Source organism: Undibacterium sp. GW821-FHT07F11, from assembly GCF_059418665.1.
Genome location: NZ_JBWKQH010000007.1, coordinates 370,572 through 387,525, shown reverse-complemented (window position 1 = coordinate 387,525; position 16,954 = coordinate 370,572). Strand labels below are relative to the sequence as shown.

The window sequence follows — 16,954 nt, the reverse complement described above, 5'->3', positions numbered from 1 at the left end:
GGACTGAATAAGTGAAAATAAATTAGGCGCCGATGGCTGTCAGGTGACGTGCAGCGCTTTTCTTTGCTGCTGCAACCAGGGCAGTGAACAGGTTTTTTTCGCTGGCATTGACGCGGTATTCAGGGTGCCATTGCACGCCCATGCAAAATGACAGCGACGGCACTTCTATGGCTTCGACCACACCATCATCGGCCACTGCTGCTACCCTGACCTTGTCGGTGGATGCTGCAACGGACTGGTGATGCAGGCTGTTGACCTCGCAGCTTTCCACACCCAGAATCGCCCGCAGCTTGCTGCCCTGGCGGATGTGGATGGCGTGGCTGGCCAGATCGCAGTCCTCAGTCTGTTTGTGTTCTATGGTGGTGGCAATATCAGAAGGTATATGCTGCAGCAGCGTTGCACCCATCTCAACGGCGATCAGTTGCATGCCGCCGCAGATGCCCAGCACGGGCATGTCACGCGCAATGGCAGCACGCAGCATGGCTTGTTCGAATGCGGTGCGGTCTTCCTTGAGTGCCATTTTTCCAGGATAGCGGGCAGGCATGCCGTACAGGGCAGGGTTGACATCGAACATGCCGCCGGTGATGAGCAAGCCATCGATCTGGTCGAGATAAGTCTCTACCGCGCCCATGTCATAGGGCAGCACCAGCGGCACGCCACCGTTGTCACTGATTGCCGCGCAATAATTGCGGCGTACAAAGAACAGGGCTTCGATATCGCTTGCGACAGCGTTGCGGTCGGGGGTGATGCCTATGCGGGGTGGTAGAGAGCTGGTCATTGGTCTTGTTTTGATTGGTTTGATGTTGTCATCATCCCTGTTCAAAACAGATACCGCAAACCATGAATTCTATGTTCAGGCATTAGTTTTTCTAATGCATAGTATGGTGCTTAATCTGACTACTTAATCTGACTGCTTAATCTGAATGCTTAAGTGACAGGTATCAGATTTCATCGACAGGCACATCCAACCCCGTCTTTACCCTGCTCATCGCGACAAGGGTTTTAAACCGTTTGACATTATTGCTTTCAAAGAAAAGCTGGCGCGTCAGTTCGGTGTATTGCACCATGTCGCGTACGATGAAGATCAGTACAAAATCACATTCGCCAGCGACGTAATAACATTGCTGCACCTGGGGACAGGCGAGAAAGGCGGTCTTCATGGCGTCGAGCAAATCCATGCGTTCGTTTTCTACTTCCACTTCGACGACGATGGTCAGGGGGTAGCCCAGAGCATCCGGGCGCAGTTGTGCGCTGTAGCGTTCTATGACCTTGTCGTCACTCAGGCGTTTCAGGCGGCGGTTGACGGCGGCGGTGGAAAGGTTAACCCTTTCCCCCAAAGTGCTTTGTGGCAGGCTGCTGTCTTGCTGGATTTCTGCCAGCAGGCGGCGGTCAAAATTGTCCAAGGTAGTCATATATGCTCCGCCATCGTTTTTATGCTCATCTATGCAAAGATTTTGCGTTTATTCCTGTTATTTTCGTAAATCTTACCACTGACTACGGAATATTATTTCAGGCTATCGATCACCAATGTCAGGAACAAGCATGCTGTTATCCAATCCACACGCTCTACGTCGGTCTTATCCAGATGATCTTGCTGCCATCATGAACATAGAGAGTGCACAGGAAAGCCGGCGCTGGCTGGCAGCCTGGAAAGAGCTGGCCCGCGCTGCAACGCCGCTGTATGCCCTGCCTGATCTGGCAGGCAAATTGCAGGTGGGCAGTGTCCATGTCAAGGATGAATCAGTTCGCTCACCGCTGGGCAGCTTCAAGGCACTGGGCGCGCCTGTCGCGCTGGTGCGGCAGGTTTTGCGGCTCTACCCTGCGCACAATATCGTCCCGGAACAGGTGCTGACAGGCCGCTATGCAACACTGCTGCAAGACTACACCGTCATCAGCGCTACCGATGGCAACCATGGGCGCAGCCTGGCAGCGGCTGCCAAGTCTGCAGGCTGCCAGTGTGTGATTGTCTTGCATGCGCATGTCAGCGCAGAGCGCGAAGCGGCGATTGCGGCCTATGGTGCCAGGATAGTGCGCATTACCGGCAATTATGATGAATCGGTAGAAGTGGCTGCGGAGTTGGCAAGCAGCAATGGCTGGCAGGTGATTTCAGATACGTCTTATGAAGGCTATCAAGATATCCCGCGTGATGTCATGCAAGGCTATGGAGCTATCGCTGCCGAGCTGGTTGAGCAAGTTGCCGGGCATGATGGGCAAAGCGCTTATACCCACGTCTTTTTACAGGGTGGCGTTGGCGGGTTGGCTGCGGGAATAGTCAGTTATTTCTGGGAATTGTATGGCGCCAAGCGCCCGTGCTTCATCGTGGTAGAACCTGCGCAGGCAGATTGCCTTTACCAAAGTGCTTTGCATGGTAAGGCGAGCAGGGCGCTGGGTTCTATCGACTCTGTCATGGCAGGCCTGGCATGTGGCGAGACTTCACCTCTGGCCTGGCGCTTCTTGCAGCCTGCGGTCGATTATTTTTTGACGATAGAAGATGAACTCGCCATCCATGCCATGCGCGTGCTGGCGGCGGGTAGTGAGGCTGATATCCCCATCGTTGCTGGTGAATCTGGTGTAGCGGGCCTGGCAGGCTTGTTGAGTATTTGCAGCAACAAGGTCTGCATGAAGCAAGTGGGCCTGGATGCCAGTTCCAGGGTATTGGTCATCAATACTGAAGGCGCAACGGCAGCAGCCGTGTATCACGATCTGGTTGGCATGTCGGCACAAGCGGTACTTGCCCAGCAAAATTCCTGGAAGGACAGGCATCATGAATGAATCATTGACATCAGAATTGGAATCGGCATTGCAGACAGAATTGCTGGCCTGGCGCAAGCATTTGCACCAGCATCCAGAGACAGGTTTTGAAGAGATTGCAACCGCTGATTATGTCGCCAAAGCCTTGCAGGACATGGGGCTGGAAGTGCATCGCGGCATAGGTGGCACCGGGCTGGTGGCCAGCCTGAGTGCAGGCAAGGGCGAGCGGGCGATAGGCTTGCGCGCCGACATGGATGCCCTGCACATCACCGAGAACGCCCCCGGCAGGCCACATGCCTCATGCACGCACGGTAAAATGCATGCCTGCGGACACGACGGCCACATGGCCATGGTACTGGGCGCGGCCAGGTTATTGACTGCCAGGCCAGACTTCAACGGCACGGTACGCTTTATCTTTCAACCGGCAGAAGAACACGGGCGCGGTGCCAAGGCCATGATGCAGGATGGCCTGTTTGAACGCTTCCCTGTCGATGCGATTTTTGGTGTGCACAATATGCCGGGCATGCCCGCGGGCTCTTTTGCCACCCGCGCAGGCGGCATCATGGCATCGGAAGATAATTTCGTCATCCACATCAAGGCACGTGGCACCCATGCAGCCAGGCCGCATATGGGCATAGACCCCATCGTCATCGCCTCGCAAATCGTGCTGGCCTTGCAAACCATCGTCTCGCGCAATCTTGATCCTGGTTTGCAGGCAGTGATCTCCTGCACCGAATTTATTACCGACGGCATCAGGAACGTGATTCCCTCCAATGTCATCATCAAGGGTGATACCCGCAGTTATTCGCGTGAGGTGCAAGCGATGCTGGAACAGCGCATGCGCGACATCAGCGTAGGAATTTGCCACATGCACGGTGCAGAATGCGTGTTTGAATATACCCATGAGTTTGCGCCTACCATTAATTCCGCAGAGTTTGTCGATGTCGCCACCAGGGCCGCCGCCAACATCGCCGGCAAAGACAAGGTCGATGCCAACGTGCAGCCCATGATGATCTCTGAAGATTTTGGCGCTTTCCTGCAAGTCGTGCCGGGTAACTTCAGCTTCATCGGCAATGGTGTCGCCCTCGACCAGGGCGGCATTCCCCTGCACAATGCGGGCTATGATTTCAATGATGAAATCCTGGCGACGGGGGCGCAGTATTTTGCTGAGATTGTGCGGCTGGAGTTGGGGGCGAAGTGATGTGTCGTATGAGGTAGCACAAGCTCAATCCGCCACCTTATCAGACGGAAACTGAAACGAATTTCGCAATAGAGCGTTCATGGGCATATCCAGATTCACACCAGATGGCGGGATGGGATTGTTGAACCATTTCTTATACAGCTTTTCGACATCGCCGTTATAAATGATCCTGGCCATTTCTGCATCCATGAGCTTCTTCAGTTCAGCATCGTTTTTAGAAAACATGATGGCATACGGCTCCACCGTCAAGGGGCTGGCGACGACCTGGTAGTCTGCCGGGTGCCGTGACATGGCCTTCAAGCCATAGAGCAAGACGTCATCCATGGCAAAGGCATCGGCCTTGCCGGTTTCAACATGGTGGAAAGATTCCAGGTCATCTTTCGCCTCCAGCAGGGTGATGCGCAAGGCACTCACGTCATTGCGTTCAGCAATCGATTTGGCATTGGTGGTGGCCGTTGTGGTGACGATGGTCTTGTTGCGCAAGTCTGCCCAGTTGCGTATGCCAGAATCTTTCTTGACCAGCATCCTGGCGCTGGCAATAAAATTCGCAATCGTAAAACCCACCAGCGCACGACGCTCTGCGGTGTTGGTGGTAGGCCCGCATTCCAGATCCGCCTGACCCTCAGTGATAGCCTTGAAACGACTGGACGGCGTCACCTGCATATAGTCTATGCGCAGCTCAGGCCGCTTCAGTTGCAGCTTGATGGCATCGACCAGCCTGAGGCAGATATCCACGGTATAACCCAGGGATTTGCCATGATTGTCTTTGTATGAAAAAGGAATCGACGCCTCCCTGGTTGCCAGCACGATCCTGCCACTGCGGCTGATACGCTCCAGCGTCTCGCCCGCCATTGCTGTGTTGCTGCATAAACTGAATGCTGCGGCTGCCATGATCAGCTTGGCTGCCTGCTGTGTTGTGCTAAGTACGTGCATGGTATTTCCCCAATCGTATTCATGAGCGGGTGCACATGATGGCTGCGATTGTGGATGCTGCCGTTTTGTGCAACAAACGATAATTTCTAATTGGGGCTATTAGCGGGGCTATTGCGTTTTAAACTGGTGGTGGAATCAGCTTCATGTATTAGTGGTGCTGCTTAAAGTGCTCAGTCTATTCAAATGAGGCTTGGCCACTTCGTCTTTGTATGCCTGGGAAATACGGCTGTCATGTAATACCGCCGTCCAGAATTGATGTGCCATGTCATAGCATCTGGGCAGGTGACGTAATTCAAGACCTGCGGCAAGATCAGCCACCCAGGCCCGTGGCACGATCTCGCCATGTGCGTTGGGCCGGTAGAACATAGGCAGCATGTCATAGGCTGGCAGCAAATGGTGACGCTGCTCAAATGTCCATGCCAGCGCGATATTGCCGTGGTGTTTGTCGGTATTGCCTATCAATGTGCCGTAGAGGTCCAGGATTTCTACAGTCTCTACATCTGTTGCCGACAACTGGCCCATGCGTGCAAGTTCGCGGGCGACAGCCGTCCATTTTTGATCAAGCATGCCAAGGTCGCCATCCATGGCGGCAAAGGTGACTATGGGGCTGCGACCTTTCAGTCCGACTCTGTCGAAACGCACCACTTCCAAAAACACGCGCCCACCGGCTTCAAGCAGTGCGGTTTTTGCGGCAGCAATCTGGTTCTGCGCCAATGTTTTCAGCGCCAGATGCTCGCAGATCAGCAGGTCGGCCCAGCGGCGGCCATTTGCCGTATCCACAGGCGGTGAAAACTTGACGATGACATGTTCAATTTCTTCTGCTGCGCTGCTTTGTGCATGTCGTTGAATGATGGCGGTGAACTTGGGTTGTTCACCCCCGGCAGATGAACCTGGTGGTTCTCCTTGCATGGCGTTTTCCGCCATGACAGGGTAGAGCGCCTGACGCTGTGATTCTGGTATCACTGATGCATGTATCCTGCCTGTATCGGCGAGATATCTGGCATACGATTCATTACCCAGTATGAGGTTGCCTGCGGCATGCTCACTACGGCGAGAAATGTATTTGAGGACGTGTTCGTCCGTCCAGCGCAGGATATCCGCTGGCAAATCCAGGTCAGGATTTTTGCCAGGCTCCATGCGGCCTAAAAACCCTTGCGGGCGCAGGTCACTGAGAAAATATGGCATGCCCTGGAATAGCCGACTGGACTTGCCTGTGAGTGCGTAATAAGCGCCTTGCAGGGGATCGATGTTGCCTATGGATTCGATCTGCCCATGCTCAGTCACCCTGAATACCGGTATTGGTGCATCCACTCCGGCAACCTGACGCAACAAGGCATAGCTGCGCGCCCTGGCTGCTCCTGTCACGAAACCATCGTTCATAGTAGACCACAGGCGCGAAAACGTTGGCTGGCTGATGTCCAGCACAGCCAGGATGGCAGCGGTTTTCTGTGGCCCTTGCATGAGCAAATGCCTGAGCTTGTCCAGTTGTTGGTTTTTAGACATTTTACTGTGTTTCAGTGAATAGATAATATTGGGTATATTTCATAGAGAAGACTACTATAAATGAATAGATTAGTGAATGGATTAGTGAATGGATTGGTGAATGGATTCGCGAATAGATTCTATGGCAAGGTATTTTAATAATTTTGCTATAAAGACACTTTTAGAGCTGCCTTGGAATAGTTGCCCGCTCTGTTTCCTCGATGAGTACATACGTCCGACATAGCCCGGTTTGTACGTTTCAAACTTATAATCACCTTAGCCCCACTTTTAAAAGCCCGCCCATGCGCACCCAAAAGCTTGTTACTCCCCTGGTTTTACATGCACTCAAATACTTTGATGCAGCGGCGCGCAATCTGAGTTTTACCCGTGCGGCGGCTGAGTTGCATGTCACCCAGGGAGCGGTCAGCCAGCAGATCAAGGGGCTGGAAGAGCAGATAGGCGCGCGCCTGTTCGTGCGCATGACGCGCAGCCTGCGGCTGACGCGTGAGGGTAGCGAGTTGCACAGGGTGGTCAACCGCCTGCTGCAAGAGCTGGAACTGCAATTGCAGGCCATACAACCGAGCCTGAACAACAAGAGTGTGGCGATACGCTCATCGCCCTCATTCTCGATGATGTGGCTCATGCCTAGGCTCAGTGGCTTTGGACGGCTGTATCCAGAGGTAGAAATCCATTTGCGCGGCGAGCTGTTTGGCATGAGTGCGCTGAAGATGAGTGCAGAATCCATAGACATACTGGTGCTGTACGGCCAGGGGCCAGACCAGAGTAACCACCATGCCAGCAGGCTGATGTCTGAATACCTGCTGCCGGTGGCCAACAGTGACTACCTCACGCGTTACCCGGCGCTGGCGCAGGCATCTGATTTTACAGACCACATCCTGCTGCATGATGATTCACCCTGGGAGAATGCGCCGCCCTATGCCGAATGGGGTGAGTGGATGCGCATTGCCACCCAATGCAATGATAACGAGGTGCAGGATTTTGTGCGCCACGGGCATCAATACAATCTCTCGCACCTGGCCATCAATGCTGCCACTTACGGGCAAGGCATGGCGATGGCGCGTACCTCGCTGATACTGGATGAACTCAGCCAGGGGCAGTTGACGCCTACCGTACCTATCTGCGTCAAGGCCAGCGCGGCTTATTTTTTAGTCATCAATGAGCATGTGGGTAATAAAAAGTCTGTGAGTATCTTCAAGGACTGGTTGACGGAAGAGTGTCGCGAATTTGAAACACAGCGCAATGCAATTTTGTCAGGTATTGCGCGACTGGTCTGATTTTCTGGCTCGCTGCGACGGCAGATTGAGCGCAATAGTATTACCCCTGCTAATCCATATTTCTCCTCTTGTCCATTGCACCCGCACAGGGCATGGCCTGTCTTTACGCATTAGTCTTGCTAATTCATACCCTTAGAATTATTGCCTTGTGCATTGAGATGCGCCAGACAATCATTCATCACCGAAAGGCGAAACCGAATTACCAAAACTAAGGACCTCTAATTATGTGTAGCGAGCGGCGTTAGTTTGGGTTAAGAAGCGCAGTCGTACGATAGTACGGCGAGTATCGCAGACCCAAAATAGCGTCGCGCAGTAACTTAATCAGAGGTTCTCTAATACTTAAGACTTAAACCTAGAGAGGAATCTGTATGTCCACTACCATCAAACTCATCGTCGCCGCATCTTCTGCAGGCATCCTGTTGGCAGGCAATGCCAGTGCCCAGGATCTTGTCGTCAGGATAGGCCATGTCAGCCCCTTGTCCGGGCCATCTGCACACATGGGCAAGGATACCGAAGAAGGCGCGCGCATGGCTGTGGATGAACTCAATGCCAAAGGCGTCACCATAGGCGGCAAGAAAGCCAGGTTTGAACTGCTGGCAGAAGATGATGCGGGTGAGCCCAAGCAAGCCACTACCGTGGCGCAAAAGCTGGTCGATGCCAAGGTCAATGGCGTCATCGGTCACATGAATTCTGGCACCACCATCCCATCTTCAAAAATTTACAATGATGCGGGCATACCAGAGATTTCGCCCTCCGCCACCAATCCAAAATACACGCAGCAGGGTTTCAAGACAGCTTTCCGCGTTGTCGCCAATGATGGCCAACTCGGTGGCACGCTGGGCCGCTATGCGGTGCAAATGCAAAAGGCAAAAAACATCGCCGTGATTGATGACCGCACTGCCTATGGGCAAGGCGTGGCAGATGAATTTGTCAAGGGCGCGACGGGCAAACTCACCCCCGCCAAGATCGTCTCGCGTCAATACACGACTGACAAGGCAACGGACTTCAGCGCCATCCTGACCACCATCAAGGCGGCAAATCCGGACCTGATTTTCTTTGGCGGCATGGATGCGGTAGGCGGCCCCATGCTCAAGCAAATCAAGCAACTGGGAATGAAGGTCAAGTTCATGGGCGGCGACGGTATCTGTTCGACAGAACTGGCACAACTGGCAGGTGATGCCATCGGTGAAGGCAATGTGGTCTGTGCCGAGGCAGGCGGGGTAGAAGAGGGCAAGAAGGCAGATCTGGATAAGTTCAAAGCTAACTTCAGTAAAAAATATGGTCATGAAGTCGTGCTGAATGCGCCCTATGCCTATGACGGCGTAATGACCATGGTCGCCGCCATGCAAAAAGCCAATTCCGCCGAACCAGCCAAATACTTGCCAGAGCTGGCCAGGATCAAACACAAGGGCGTGACAGGCGAAATTGCATTTGATGCGCGTGGTGATATCCGTGATGGCACTTTGACTTTGTACACTTACAAAGGTGGCAAACGCGAACTCATCGCTGTGACCCACTGATTGTTTTGTGAATACGCATGGCACATACATCGCCTGTATGTGCCATGCCGGTAAAGTATCAAAGCGAGTATCAAAGAGAGTATCAAAGAGAGTATCAAAGAGAGTATCAAAGAAAGATCCTGCCATGAGTTTGAGCACAGCACAATTTTTACCCGCCTCGCAATACGGCATGTTCCGCAAACTGGCCAGGGTGCTGGAACAGTTTGTGGCAGCCGCCCCGGCAGAGGTGAGGCTGGAACAACTTGCAAAACACTGCGGCATGAGCAAGTACGCCATCCGCAAAATTTGCCTGCGCCTGCAGGAAGAAGGCTTGATCTCTGCAGCAGAAGACAGCCTGCACTGGAACCTCGCCAAACCTGCGGGTGGCATCACGCTGGAAGACGCCTGGCGCATCAGCATGGCAGATACACCGCGTACAAACACCAATGCACCGGTGACAGGCAAGTTCACCACAGAAATGGATTTGCTCATCACCCAGGCTTTGTGGAACATAGACCAGAGTATCAGCTCGCACCTGCGTTGCGTGCAGCTGGACCGCGTCAGCCAGTCGCAAAGGACAGCACGACGCTGGGGCAGGCGTGGGGTAAGGAAGGTCAAGAGTTTTTTTTGAGCGTGCGAAAAGTCAGGTCTGCAGGGTGCGTTATAACGCACCGCTTGGACGAATGAACAGGCAAGGTGGCCGCAATATTGTAAAAATATTTTCCCTTTTACCTCACCGTTCCAGCCATCGCCCATCCTTGTTTGTGCATCTAATGTGGTGCGTTATAACGCACCCTACGTTACGGCTGCGTTCAAGGTGCGCGGTTTGCTGTGTTCCCTTCAAAAAACAAAACGACGCCATGCTGCAAGCAGGCGTCGTTTTTTATGTTCCTGCGCGCGTAACGCATGAGCATGGCATTCGGTTGACAGGTGACATGTCGTTTAGAACAACAACACTAAGCCTCGTGCTCTGTGGTTTTTCGCGTCAACGCAAAGTATCCGGGCGGCGTTTTTGGCTTACGTAGCGTGACTACGAAACGCAAAAACGAAATACAAACCAAGCAAGCAACCCAAACATAAAGAGGGAAATATCATGAACAAACTGATCACCGCCATCATCGCTTCCACAGTTGTTATGGGTAGCGCATTTGCACAGACACCAGCGAGCGCATCTGCAACTGCTGCATCCAAGCCAGCAACAGCCGCTGCAGCAGCGAGTGTAGCGAAATCTGCGCCAGCCGCTAAAGTGGTAGCTGCTTCTGCATCAGCCAGTGCTTCTGCAGTAACTCCAGCAGCATCTGCTCCTGAAGCCAAGCCAGCAATGCATACAGGTGAAAAAGCTGCAAAACATACCAAGCACACCAAGAAAGAAGCAAAAGCAGCAGGCGCATCTGCCGCAGCCAGCGCAGCATCGAAATAAGTTTTAGCCAGTAAATTTTTGAAACCTGCCGGCAGCACGAGCTGCCGGTAAAGAAACAAGCAAATCGCTCACAGACATATTAAGGATTATCACCATGAACAAACTCATTACCGCCCTGATCGCTTCTACCGTTTTGATGGGTAGTGCATTTGCACAAACACCTGCAACCGCAACTGCAACTACATCAGCAAAAACAACAGTAGCACCAGCAACAGTGACAACGACGGCCGCAACACCAACCGCAGCAGTCACGACCGCTACAGCACCAGTGAGCAAGGCAGTAACGACAGCAACGACGCCTGCGACAGCAGTTGCACAAGCAACACCAGCAGTTGAAGGCAAAACTGCAGCAGTAGAAAAAACTGCAGAGAAACATGAAAAACACGCCAAGCATGTCGCTCATGAAAAGCATGCCAAGGCAAAGGCTGAAGTGAAAACGGAAGTCAAGCCAGAAGTAAAAGCTGAAGTGAAAACCGATGCAGGCAAAGTGGCAACAGCAGGTAGCAGCAAAACAGTCACACCAGCAGTGAAATAAGTTTGTGGCGTAAGCCGTAAATTGAGCAGTAAATTAAGTAGCAAAGAGAAACGCGCCATTGTGAGATGTGGCGCGTTTTTTCTTGATGATATCGGTGCGCATGGCGCACCCTACAGGACAGGATTTGCGCATATCCTAGCCGCAAGCATCGCCGTGATATAGCCGTAACCTGAGGCGCATTGCAATGTGCCGCATGTGGTCGCAGATAAGTAGGGTGCGTTGCAACGCACCGAATGCGTCGTCTGATGAAGATGGTGGGCTACGTAGGCAAAGGAACTTATTTTTTGAGAAGTATTGTAGTTGCTTTATGTATGCGCCCATACAAGCGGTGCGTTATAACGCACCCTACGGACTGCGCATCATAACGCAGCTTTTCCAAGAATTTGAAAAAATGGTGCGCACTACGCACCCTGCAAAATCTATTCTACGCCACCACCCGGTTCCGCCCAGCCTGTTTGGCTTCATACAATTTCTGGTCTGCTTTGGCGATGAGGTCGGCGGTGCTGTTCTTATCATCGGGGACGATGGCGGCGACGCCTATGCTGAGGGTGACGATGTCGCTGACTTTGGATGTGCTGTGGGGGATGGTCTTGTCTGTGATGGCGCGTAGCAGGGTGCTGGCTTTGGTGATGGCACCGGCGAGTTCGCATTCGGGCATGAGGCAGATGAATTCTTCACCACCGTAGCGGGCCACGACATCGTGCGGGCGGCCCAGGCTGGTTTGCAGGCAAGTGGCGACGGCGGCCAGACAGACGTCACCTTGCTGATGGCCATAGGTGTCGTTGTATTGTTTGAAGCAGTCTATGTCTATCATCAGTACGGCCAGGGATTTTCCGTTGCGCTGGCAATGCCGCCATTCTTTGGCGATGGCCTGGTCAAAACTGCGGCGGTTGGCGAGACCGGTCAGCGGGTCGGTGAAGACCAGTTTTTTTAACAGATCGCGCTGCAGCTTGAGGGTGACATGGGTACGGACGCGGGCGCGCACGACATCGGGGTTGACGGGCTTGCTGATGAAATCCATGCCGCCGGCCATGAGGGCACGTGATTCCTGGCTGGCATCATTCTGGGCGGTAACAAACAGGACCGGGATGTCGGCTGTGTATTCCCCCTGTTTCAGGCGTTCGCAGACTTCCAGTCCATCCATGTCGGGCATCATGACGTCGAGCAAAACCAGGTCGGGTGGGGTTTTTTTGCAAAAATCCAGGGCGCTCTGGCCGCTGGTGGCCATGAAGACTTCATGGTCTTTGGCAAAAATCTGGTACAGGGCCTGAATATTGATGACTTGATCATCCACGACGAGTATGCGCGGGCGATGCGCCAAAAACTCGAGATTGTCGATCAGGCTGGCCAGGGATTTTTTGTTGGGCATGGCTCTACATGGTGCTTTTATTTATTGCCTTTATTCATTGCCGTTGTTCATTGTGTGGCAGCGAGTTCTCAGGATAACATTTGTTATGCAGAACGCAATCGAATTTTGCTTTGTTGCAATATTTATACGATGATCTCATCCAACAAGTTTAAAGCGGTGGCAAAGTCGAGGTTGAGCATGGCATCTTGCATGGCTTGCTGGTGCCCGGCAGGCCAGTGTTGCTTCAGGTTGGCCTGCAGTTCTTCATAGCGGACGGTAGCGCGCATGTTCTGGGCCTGCAGCAGGCTTTTTAATTCTTGCAGTTCAGCAGGTTTGATCTGGCTTGGGATAATTGCGGTAGTTGCGGTAGTTGCGGTAGGGGCGGGCGTAGCGATGTTCGCCATCTGTTCGTGCAACCAGGCTTGCACACTGGAGATGGTCAGGCTGAGCTGGTGGTCGGCATCTGCCAGCAATTTGGGGACGCGTTGCTGGTCTTGCTGGGCGATGGCGTGTTCCAGTGCCAGTGCAGCGCCCGCAAAGTCTTTGGCACCGAGGGTGCCTATGCTGCCGCGCATGGTGTGCAGGGTACGGGCGGCTTGCTGGGGTTCACCCTGCTGCCAATGGCTGACGGCCTGGTCAAAGTCTTTTCTGGCGTGATTGATCATGTTTTGTATGACGCCGGACAGGGTTTTGATAAGTGAGGGATTGCCCTTGGCCAGCGCCATGATCTTGGCCGGGTCAAAGGTGCCACTGGCCGGGGGTGTTGCTACCGCGCTGGCAACGGGCAGTGCTTCTGATTCTGCGCTGAAAGGCGGGCTTTGGGGAGGCGAGGGGGCAGGCACTGGTGCCGGGGCGGTTACGGTTGCAGGTGCGCGGGCAGATGCGGGTGTAGATACAGGTACCGATACAGAGGGCTGTTCTGGCGACAGGTAGCGCGCCAGCACACCCAGCATCTGGTCTATGTCTATGGGTTTGGAGATGACATCATTCATGCCAGCCGCCATGCATTGCTCGCGTTCTGCTGTCATGACACCGGCGGTCATGGCCAGGATGGGGATGGGCAGGGCCAGTTCCTTGCGCAGGATTTCGGTGGCTGTCCAGCCATCCATGATGGGCATTTGCACGTCCATGAGGACAAGGTCAAACTGTTCTTCTGCGGTTTTAAAAATTTCTACGGCTTCACTGCCATTATTGGCGACCTTGATGCTGGCACCGGTTTGTTCCAGGATTTTGGTGGCGACGATCTGGTTGAAATAATTATCTTCCACCAGCAGGATGTTTTTGCCACTGAAACTGCCAGTGCCGACTTTGACGGGGCTGTTGCTGTGGCTGCTATTGCTATTAATGTTGTTGCTATTGATCATGGTTGCTTGATTATGCGGGTTTGCAGCAGATAGTGCAGCAGTTGCGGCATGGTGCAGGTGCAGGCTAGTTTCTTGCAGCACATCATACAGGCTGGAGCCGGTGACGGGTTTTAGCAAGACGGCATCGGGTGCGCCCGGCTGGCCATCCATTTGCAGGGCGCTGCGGTCATAGGCGCTGCTCATCAAAATCAGGGGGATGCGCTGGCTGGCCTGCATGCTCTTGATGGCGGCCAGGGTGGCCAGGCCGTCCTGGCCTGGCATGTGCCAGTCGATCAGGATGGCGCAATATTCATCTTCGGCGGCGGGCATATGGGACAGGTGGTCGCGCACTTTTTGCAGGGCCTGTTCACCAGTGCTGGCGGTGTCAGCTTGCCAGCCCCAGGCTTCTATGGTCTTGGCGATATAGCTGCGGCTGGTGGCATTGTCATCCACCACCAGGATTTTTCTGGCCTGGTTGCTGCCTGCAGTACTGTTGCTACTCTCTGCATTGTCTTGCTCAAGTGCAGGTGCGGTTTGCATGGGCACGCTGACGATGAATTCTGTGCCTGTACCTTCCTGGCTGATGACACGGATATCACCGCCCATCAGGTCGACAAAACGTTTTGAGATTGCCAGCCCCAGGCCAGTGCCACCAAAGCGGCGCGAGGTCGAGGCATCGGCCTGTTCAAAGGCATTGAAGAGGCGGCTGATCTGTTCAGCCGACATGCCTATGCCAGTGTCGCGGATGATGAACTGGATTTGCAAATCGTCTGCGCCGTGGATATTTTCTTCAGTCGCTTCTGCCGGGTTTGCTGGATCTGCTTTCTGTACCAGCAGCGACACCTCGCCATTCGCCGTAAACTTGATGGCATTGCCGATGATGTTGATCAGCACCTGTTGCAGGCGCAGGGCGTCGCCTATCAGTTCCTTGGGCACGGCAGTGTCTATGCCTATCGACAATTCCAGCTGCTTTTCACCGACATTGACCGACATCATATTGGCCAGTGCGCTGAGCACATCCTTGAGGTAAAAACGGGTCGGCGACAATTCTATGCGGCCTGCTTCTATCTTCGAGATATCGAGGATGTCATTCAAAATCCCCAGCAAAGACTGGCCGGACGACCGTATCATTTCCAGATAATGACGCTGGGTAGAGGTCAGGTCGGTCTTGCCCAGCAAATAGCTCATGCCCAGCACCGCATTCATGGGGGTGCGGATTTCATGGCTCATATTGGCCAGGAATTCTGATTTGGTGCGGCTGGCCATTTCGGCCTGGTCGCGGGCGGCAATCAGCGAGGCTTCCAGTTGTTTTTGGCGGCTGATGTCGGTGGCGATACCCAAAAAGCCGATGTTTTGCTGATGTTCATCATGGATGGTGCTGATGATCAGACTGACGGGGATGTGCTGGCCCTGCTTGCTGACATATGTCCATTGCTGGCTTTGCGGCAGGCCCCGGCGTGCCTTGGCGACAAAGACTTCAAAGCCTTGTACCGGGTAACCCAGTTCAGCAGTCAACTCTGCACCACGGCTGACCACTTCTTCTTGCAGATGATAAATGGTGGGTGTTTTGTGATTGACCAGTTCACTGGCCTGGTAGCCGAGCATACGTTCTGCCCCCTTGCTGAACAGGGTGATGATGCCTTCCATATCGGTCGCGATGATGGCAAATTCACTGGCCGCCTCGATGACACTGGTCAGCTTGGCCTGGGCGCGGTTCTCTTGCAGTTGTGCCTGTTTCAGTGGCGTGATATCGGTGGCGAAGGCATAAAACCCCTGTACCTGGCCAGCCACGATATGCGGGGTGTAATAAGCCAGGGCATAGCGCTGATTACCTTCGGGGTCGACGATAGAACGCTCAAATATCTGCGGTTCACCAGCCAGTGCGGCCGCCATATGGCCAGAATTCTGTGCATATATTTCTGCGCCAACGACATCACGTATGTGCATGCCGCGTATCTGCTCAGGTGTCAGGCCAAACCATTTTTTATAGGCAGCATTGGCAAATCGATTGTGCAATTGCTGGTCCCAGTAACCTATCATGGCCGGCATATGGTCGATGGTGGATTGCAGCGACTGCTTGCTCTTTTGCAGTTCTTCAGAAAAACGCTGGCGTTCGGCTTCCTTGATCAGGTTTTCATTGCGCGCTGCTGCCATCAGCATAGGCGGCACTGAGGTAATCAGGATAGGCAGGTAGACAAACAATAACTGCCAGCGTGCCACGCCACCCAAAGGCATGACATTGCCCAGGCTTAACATCAGCCCCAGGCTGGTGATGGCCAGCACGGTCAGCAAATGCGATTCATCAAAATTAAGCTTGTGGGTGGCAAAAGTCAGCGCCACCAAAATGTACAGGAAGGGCAGTGGCAGATACAGTAGCGAGACCAGTACCAGCAGCAGTATGGGCAAGGCAAAGCGGGTAAAGCGTTTCCAGTTGATCCGGCTGGCCCAGGCAGGAGCTGCGTCACGCCGCATCATGCGCACCAGTGGGTAAATCAGGATCAGCCCCAGCGAGGCCGATACATACCAGGCAGTGAAAATCAACTCAAATTCACCCAGGCCCACCCAGGCAGCCAGCGCTGCCGCCAGCGTGGCACTGCAGGCACAGGGCAGCAAAAAGCCCAGCAAGATCAGTTTCAGCATATCGCCGCTGGATTGCTCAAAGTTCTGGTCCAGCCCCGCATGGCGGATGGTATAACTGACCAGCACGATTTCCAGCGCATTGGCCAGCGTGAACAGGGTAGAAACAGCCAGGTCATTGCCCGTTAGCAGATTTGCTGCCAGGCTGGCCACCATGGTCAGCACCAGTATCTGTAATTGCCCCGTACGCCCCTGGCCATACATATAAGCTATCGCCAGCGCATTGGCAAACCACAAAATCGACACCTGGTTTTCGCCCCGCGTCAGCCACATACCCGCCACTGCCAGCACAAAATACCAGAGGCAGGCCGGTAGCAATACCCTGGCGGCGGACGTGGGCTCGTGCTGGGCTGTCATCAAGCTTGTTCTCCGGTTGAAGCTATAGTGTGGTTAAGTTTACACGATTTTCTGGTGGAAATTGCAGACTGAGGCCGGGCGGGTGTGGTTTATTGATGCTTGCGCGATTTGTGCACTGCAACTAATACAAATTTTGCAGCTAGTAAGGGAGGC

General features: G+C 53.7%; 13 protein-coding genes. 7 read left to right on the top strand and 6 right to left on the bottom strand.

The window, feature by feature from the left end; genetic code table 11:
* Positions 1–22 precede the first annotated feature (22 nt).
* Together AC07OI_RS19595 and AC07OI_RS19590 are read right to left on the bottom strand one after the other, a co-directional pair.
* The gene (locus tag AC07OI_RS19595) at positions 23–778 is read right to left on the bottom strand and encodes a gamma-glutamyl-gamma-aminobutyrate hydrolase family protein (protein ID WP_495258405.1); all 756 of its coding nucleotides are present in this window, start codon (positions 776–778) and stop codon (positions 23–25) included.
* A 163-nt stretch (positions 779–941) separates the two neighbouring features.
* A complete protein-coding gene (locus tag AC07OI_RS19590; RefSeq protein WP_495258404.1) occupies positions 942–1,412 on the bottom strand; it encodes an Lrp/AsnC family transcriptional regulator in 471 nt (156 codons plus the stop codon).
* A gap of 130 nt (positions 1,413–1,542) precedes the next feature.
* Here AC07OI_RS19590 and AC07OI_RS19585 point away from each other — a divergent pair, with 130 nt between their 5' ends.
* Both AC07OI_RS19585 and AC07OI_RS19580 read left to right on the top strand, forming a co-directional pair.
* Positions 1,543–2,772: a diaminopropionate ammonia-lyase gene (locus AC07OI_RS19585; protein ID WP_495258403.1), complete on the top strand. Its 1,230-nt coding sequence runs from the start codon at positions 1,543–1,545 to the stop codon at positions 2,770–2,772.
* A 16-nt stretch (positions 2,773–2,788) separates the two neighbouring features.
* Positions 2,789–3,952 carry a M20 aminoacylase family protein gene (locus AC07OI_RS19580; RefSeq protein ID WP_495258432.1) on the top strand — a complete coding sequence of 388 codons (1,164 nt, stop codon included), beginning with the start codon at positions 2,789–2,791 and terminating at the stop codon, positions 3,950–3,952.
* Positions 3,953–3,976: 24 nt separating this feature from the next.
* Here the strand turns inward: AC07OI_RS19580 and AC07OI_RS19575 are convergent, their stop codons facing one another.
* Both AC07OI_RS19575 and yjjJ read right to left on the bottom strand, forming a co-directional pair.
* On the bottom strand, positions 3,977–4,885 hold the full coding sequence (locus AC07OI_RS19575) for an amino acid ABC transporter substrate-binding protein (RefSeq protein WP_495258402.1): 909 nt from the start codon (positions 4,883–4,885) through the stop codon (positions 3,977–3,979).
* A gap of 141 nt (positions 4,886–5,026) precedes the next feature.
* A complete protein-coding gene (gene yjjJ / locus AC07OI_RS19570) occupies positions 5,027–6,388 on the bottom strand; it encodes a type II toxin-antitoxin system HipA family toxin YjjJ (RefSeq protein WP_495258401.1) in 1,362 nt (453 codons plus the stop codon).
* 281 nt (positions 6,389–6,669) lie between these two features.
* Here yjjJ and AC07OI_RS19565 point away from each other — a divergent pair, with 281 nt between their 5' ends.
* The 5 genes from AC07OI_RS19565 (at position 6,670) to AC07OI_RS19545 (ending at position 11,116) form a co-directional block, all read left to right on the top strand.
* Positions 6,670–7,662 (top strand): LysR family transcriptional regulator, encoded by a 993-nt coding sequence (locus tag AC07OI_RS19565; protein ID WP_495258400.1) that lies wholly within the window; start codon positions 6,670–6,672, stop codon positions 7,660–7,662.
* Between the two features lie 368 nt (positions 7,663–8,030).
* Complete coding sequence (locus AC07OI_RS19560; RefSeq protein ID WP_495258399.1) at positions 8,031–9,182, top strand: branched-chain amino acid ABC transporter substrate-binding protein; 1,152 nt, start codon at positions 8,031–8,033, stop codon at positions 9,180–9,182.
* 124 nt (positions 9,183–9,306) lie between these two features.
* A complete protein-coding gene (locus AC07OI_RS19555; RefSeq protein WP_495258398.1) occupies positions 9,307–9,792 on the top strand; it encodes a hypothetical protein in 486 nt (161 codons plus the stop codon).
* Between the two features lie 462 nt (positions 9,793–10,254).
* Positions 10,255–10,581, top strand: a complete 327-nt coding sequence (locus tag AC07OI_RS19550; protein WP_492701341.1) for a hypothetical protein — start codon at positions 10,255–10,257, stop codon at positions 10,579–10,581.
* 94 nt (positions 10,582–10,675) lie between these two features.
* Positions 10,676–11,116, top strand: coding sequence for a hypothetical protein (locus AC07OI_RS19545; protein WP_495258397.1), 441 nt, complete (start codon positions 10,676–10,678; stop codon positions 11,114–11,116).
* Between the two features lie 424 nt (positions 11,117–11,540).
* On the opposite strand, the gene AC07OI_RS19540 is transcribed toward AC07OI_RS19545, so the two are convergent.
* Both AC07OI_RS19540 and AC07OI_RS19535 read right to left on the bottom strand, forming a co-directional pair.
* Positions 11,541–12,485 carry a GGDEF domain-containing response regulator gene (locus AC07OI_RS19540; RefSeq protein WP_495258396.1) on the bottom strand — a complete coding sequence of 315 codons (945 nt, stop codon included), beginning with the start codon at positions 12,483–12,485 and terminating at the stop codon, positions 11,541–11,543.
* Between the two features lie 122 nt (positions 12,486–12,607).
* The gene (locus AC07OI_RS19535) at positions 12,608–16,801 is read right to left on the bottom strand and encodes a response regulator (RefSeq protein WP_495258395.1); all 4,194 of its coding nucleotides are present in this window, start codon (positions 16,799–16,801) and stop codon (positions 12,608–12,610) included.
* Positions 16,802–16,954 lie beyond the last annotated feature (153 nt).

Excerpts from the sequence above, each read along its gene's own strand:
- AC07OI_RS19595 (WP_495258405.1), bottom strand. The coding sequence starts at position 778 with ATGACCAGCTCTCTACCACCCCGCATAGGCATCACCCCCGACCGCAAC.
- AC07OI_RS19590 (WP_495258404.1), bottom strand. The coding sequence starts at position 1,412 with ATGACTACCTTGGACAATTTTGACCGCCGCCTGCTGGCAGAAATCCAG.
- yjjJ (WP_495258401.1), bottom strand. The coding sequence starts at position 6,388 with ATGTCTAAAAACCAACAACTGGACAAGCTCAGGCATTTGCTCATGCAA.
- AC07OI_RS19575 (WP_495258402.1), bottom strand. The coding sequence starts at position 4,885 with ATGCACGTACTTAGCACAACACAGCAGGCAGCCAAGCTGATCATGGCA.
- AC07OI_RS19550 (WP_492701341.1), top strand. The coding sequence starts at position 10,255 with ATGAACAAACTGATCACCGCCATCATCGCTTCCACAGTTGTTATGGGT.
- AC07OI_RS19555 (WP_495258398.1), top strand. The coding sequence starts at position 9,307 with ATGAGTTTGAGCACAGCACAATTTTTACCCGCCTCGCAATACGGCATG.
- AC07OI_RS19545 (WP_495258397.1), top strand. The coding sequence starts at position 10,676 with ATGAACAAACTCATTACCGCCCTGATCGCTTCTACCGTTTTGATGGGT.
- AC07OI_RS19565 (WP_495258400.1), top strand. The coding sequence starts at position 6,670 with ATGCGCACCCAAAAGCTTGTTACTCCCCTGGTTTTACATGCACTCAAA.
- AC07OI_RS19535 (WP_495258395.1), bottom strand. The coding sequence starts at position 16,801 with ATGACAGCCCAGCACGAGCCCACGTCCGCCGCCAGGGTATTGCTACCG.
- AC07OI_RS19585 (WP_495258403.1), top strand. The coding sequence starts at position 1,543 with ATGCTGTTATCCAATCCACACGCTCTACGTCGGTCTTATCCAGATGAT.
- AC07OI_RS19560 (WP_495258399.1), top strand. The coding sequence starts at position 8,031 with ATGTCCACTACCATCAAACTCATCGTCGCCGCATCTTCTGCAGGCATC.
- AC07OI_RS19540 (WP_495258396.1), bottom strand. The coding sequence starts at position 12,485 with ATGCCCAACAAAAAATCCCTGGCCAGCCTGATCGACAATCTCGAGTTT.